Below are 3,166 nucleotides of genomic sequence, written 5' to 3'. Positions count from 1 at the left end.
TTATGAGTGTATTTATTTTTCCTGGACAAGGTGCCCAATTCAAAGGGATGGGAAAGTCCTTATTTGCACAGTTCCCAGAAAAAGTGGAACTTGCTAATGACATACTTGGATATGATATTCGTAAGCGAGTAGACAGTGATGATATTCATCAAACAGAGGTCACGCAACCATTGATTTATTGTGTTTCTTGCTTATCCTGGCTGATATTACGTGAGCACTATCAGCCTGAGATGGTTCTAGGACATAGTCTCGGTGAGTACGCAGCATTGTATGCAGCTCAAGTCTTTGACTTTGAAACGGGTTTGGAAATTGTCAAAAAAAGAGGCGAGCTGATGCAATCCGTGAAGGGTGGCGCGATGGCTGCAGTGATTGGAATAAAGGCTGCTGATGTTGCAGATATAATTAAAAATAATCAATTGCCACTGTATGTTGCTAACTATAATAGTCCAGACCAAACAGTCGTCGCGGGAACTCAGGATGCAATTTCAGGTTGTTCACAATTTTTCAAAGAGGCTAAATGGATACCCCTTGCTGTTTCTGGTGCTTTTCACTCCCCATTGATGAGTGATGTGAGCCAAAAGTTTAAATCCGTATTAGATGCCTATACCTTTGCACCCGCAAAACTACCTATCATTCTTAATGCTACTGCCCGTTGCCACGTTGATTGTCCAAATCCCTGGACAACAGTATTGAGTTCGCAATTAGTTAATCCGGTTTATTGGAACCAAAGCATTCAATACTGTCTATCATTGGGTTTTATAGATTTTATTGAAGTGGAGCCAGGAAAGCGGCTATCGGGGTTGATTAAGAACATACTCTTTCCCGTCGTTTGATTGAAACCAATAGTAACAGATGCCATCCACCGAATGCATAGTAGAGGTGATGTTGTGTTGTGAGCGATATTCATCTACGGCACGTTTACAGTCATCAAAACCACCATAGTCATCGATGATACAAATACCGCCTTCACCCAATTTTGGATAAAAGGTAGTTAGCGCATGTAAGGTAGATTGATAGAAGTCTGCATCTACTCTTAACAATGATAATTCCTTAATTTGTTTTTCCAGGTCAGGAAATGTCTGGTCAAACCAGCCTTGAACCAGCTTTACCCTTTGATCATAGAGATGGTATCGTTTGAAGGCCTCTATGACATCGTCATAACTGGTGGGATTTATTTCTTTTTGTGGAATGTAACTTAACTGTTTACAAAAATAACGAATTTTGGATTTTGTTGTTTCACTGTACTCTTCATTTGGGAATGCTTCAAGAATATAGTTAACCAGCTTCTTTTGTAAGGATTGGGGGAAAATGGGTAGGCAGCGCATCAATAGTTTTAAAGTCAGTAATTGAAAACGGTTACTGACATAGGATTTGGATTGGGGAAACAAATCCGCGCCATAAACTGTACGCTCGCGTTCCTTGTCATAGATGTTTAAGCATGCTTTAGCATAGAGAAGGGCGCCACCCCGCCAACATCCTGCTTCAAATACGTCGCCTTTAACCTGATGTTTGCAAATATGTTGAATGGCAAACTCAATATTATCCAGTCTCTTGGAACTTAATAAGGTTCTGATATTGCCATTGGTCATAAGTCGTTTGAAGTCAGCATTTGATTGAAAGAAAAATTGCCAATCAGGATCACATTTTGTATCTAACAATCCCCTCAGACTTTGTTTGATAATAGATAGATAGTCTTGATTTATGGTAGTCATGATGGCCCATTTATTTGTGTTGTTCGGGGTGCCAGATATTGTGTCAACAAGACGGCTCCAGCACCTAAGGCAAAAAGGCCAAATCCTGTTAACCCTTGTTTGATTATACTGTCAGAAGTATTTTGTTTACTGATTACAGATTTTTTTAGAGCCAGGCATAGTTCATGATGATTGGCGGTATTTTCTGGTGTAAACTCACAATCCGGAGTTTTTAGAAATTGACTTAAATAATCGAACTCTCCTGATTTTTCAGCTTGACGTAGTGCCTCCAGATTGCAAAAGCGGCCATCCGATGATTGTTGTATGTCTTTATCTCTCATAAAACGCAGGATTTGATTTAGCCCATCAAGATGCGGCCTCGCTATGGGCTTTTCGTGATAGTGTAATTGGTATGAGATTCCGGCGAAATCTTCGTCGTGGGCAGACCTATTAATATCGCTGACTTTGATCCACTGTGCTGATTCGATTTCGAAGTCATCCATAGGGTGTAAAGCGGGTAATTCATTCTCGCAGCTATATTCCCCACAGTTGGTAACGTAGTAGTGAAGGATAAGATGCATGCGGCGGCTGCGGCTAAGGTATTCCTTCTGGCAGACGAACATAGCCTTATCTTTTAATGATTCTGGCAGTTGTATGCCAGTTTCCTCGATACCTTCAGTTTGCGCGCAGTCTTTTAGGCTTTGATGATATTTTTCTTTTTTTAGTGGGAGAAGTTTTTGTTGTTTTTGAAGAACTTGATAGCCTCTCACATTACCTTTCATAACTCGTTCTTCGGCCTCATCACGAATCTTATCGTCCAGGCGGGTAACACCGTGTTCCGCTCCTTGTGGCGCAATAACGTTAAGGTTTCCACCTGGTATTGATAGGCCTTTTGTTACACTATCTGTGCGACGCTTACTCTCAACCAAAACAATATATTCTTCCTCTTTAACCTTGGCAAAATAAAGCATTAATGCAGCAACTTTTGGAGCAGGGAATGGATAAACCATGACAGAGGAGCGATGCTGACCTGTTAGTGCGATCGGAGTTAAGTTGTCGACTAAAGTTAGACCATGATAGGTTAATCCAGGGGACTTAGTCGTGGGATAAGTATCCATTAAACGAACGATAAGACTATCTATGAGTTTCGGGTCATGTAGATGTTCTACTAACATATTAACAAGTTCTTTGGGGTCAATTTCAATATATTGTTTTATTAAACCAATAAGCCATTGATAATTAATATAATCTAGTACTAGCTTTTCATAATCTTTACTTACTAAAGAAAGTTTGAACAAGTCATCCTTATCAAGGTTACTTAATAAGATAAATACTATTTTCTTTTCTAGTTTAGTCAGCATTAGCTATCCTGTTGAGCCATAAATGGGCATGAAGCATTTTAATTAAACCATGATTTAAGCGCAAGTTATAAAAAAAGCCCCTATCAAACCAAAATGAAAATGTCCCCTTCCGCA

At 39.7% G+C, this 3,166-nt stretch carries 3 protein-coding genes; 1 reads left to right on the top strand and 2 read right to left on the bottom strand.

Annotated elements, in window-relative coordinates; translation table 11 throughout:
* The first annotated feature begins 2 nt into the window (after window positions 1-2).
* Window positions 3-833: an ACP S-malonyltransferase gene (fabD, locus tag Lste_RS10940; RefSeq protein ID WP_019349511.1), complete on the top strand. Its 831-nt coding sequence runs from the start codon at window positions 3-5 to the stop codon at window positions 831-833.
* On the opposite strand, the gene Lste_RS10935 is transcribed toward fabD, so the two are convergent.
* Window positions 792-1,712: a TylF/MycF/NovP-related O-methyltransferase gene (locus tag Lste_RS10935; protein ID WP_019349512.1), complete on the bottom strand. Its 921-nt coding sequence runs from the start codon at window positions 1,710-1,712 to the stop codon at window positions 792-794. The two genes, fabD and Lste_RS10935, sit on opposite strands and share 42 nt — an antisense overlap.
* Complete coding sequence (locus tag Lste_RS10930; RefSeq protein WP_019349513.1) at window positions 1,709-3,052, bottom strand: NUDIX hydrolase; 1,344 nt, start codon at window positions 3,050-3,052, stop codon at window positions 1,709-1,711. Before Lste_RS10930 ends, Lste_RS10935 begins: the two co-directional genes overlap by 4 nt.
* Between the last annotated feature and the right edge of the window lie 114 nt (window positions 3,053-3,166).

It is taken from the genome of Legionella steelei (genome assembly GCF_001468005.1).
Lineage (GTDB): Bacteria > Pseudomonadota > Gammaproteobacteria > Legionellales > Legionellaceae > Legionella > Legionella steelei.
Note: the sequence above shows the minus strand (reverse complement) of the source record. Positions and strands in the feature narration are given on the sequence as shown.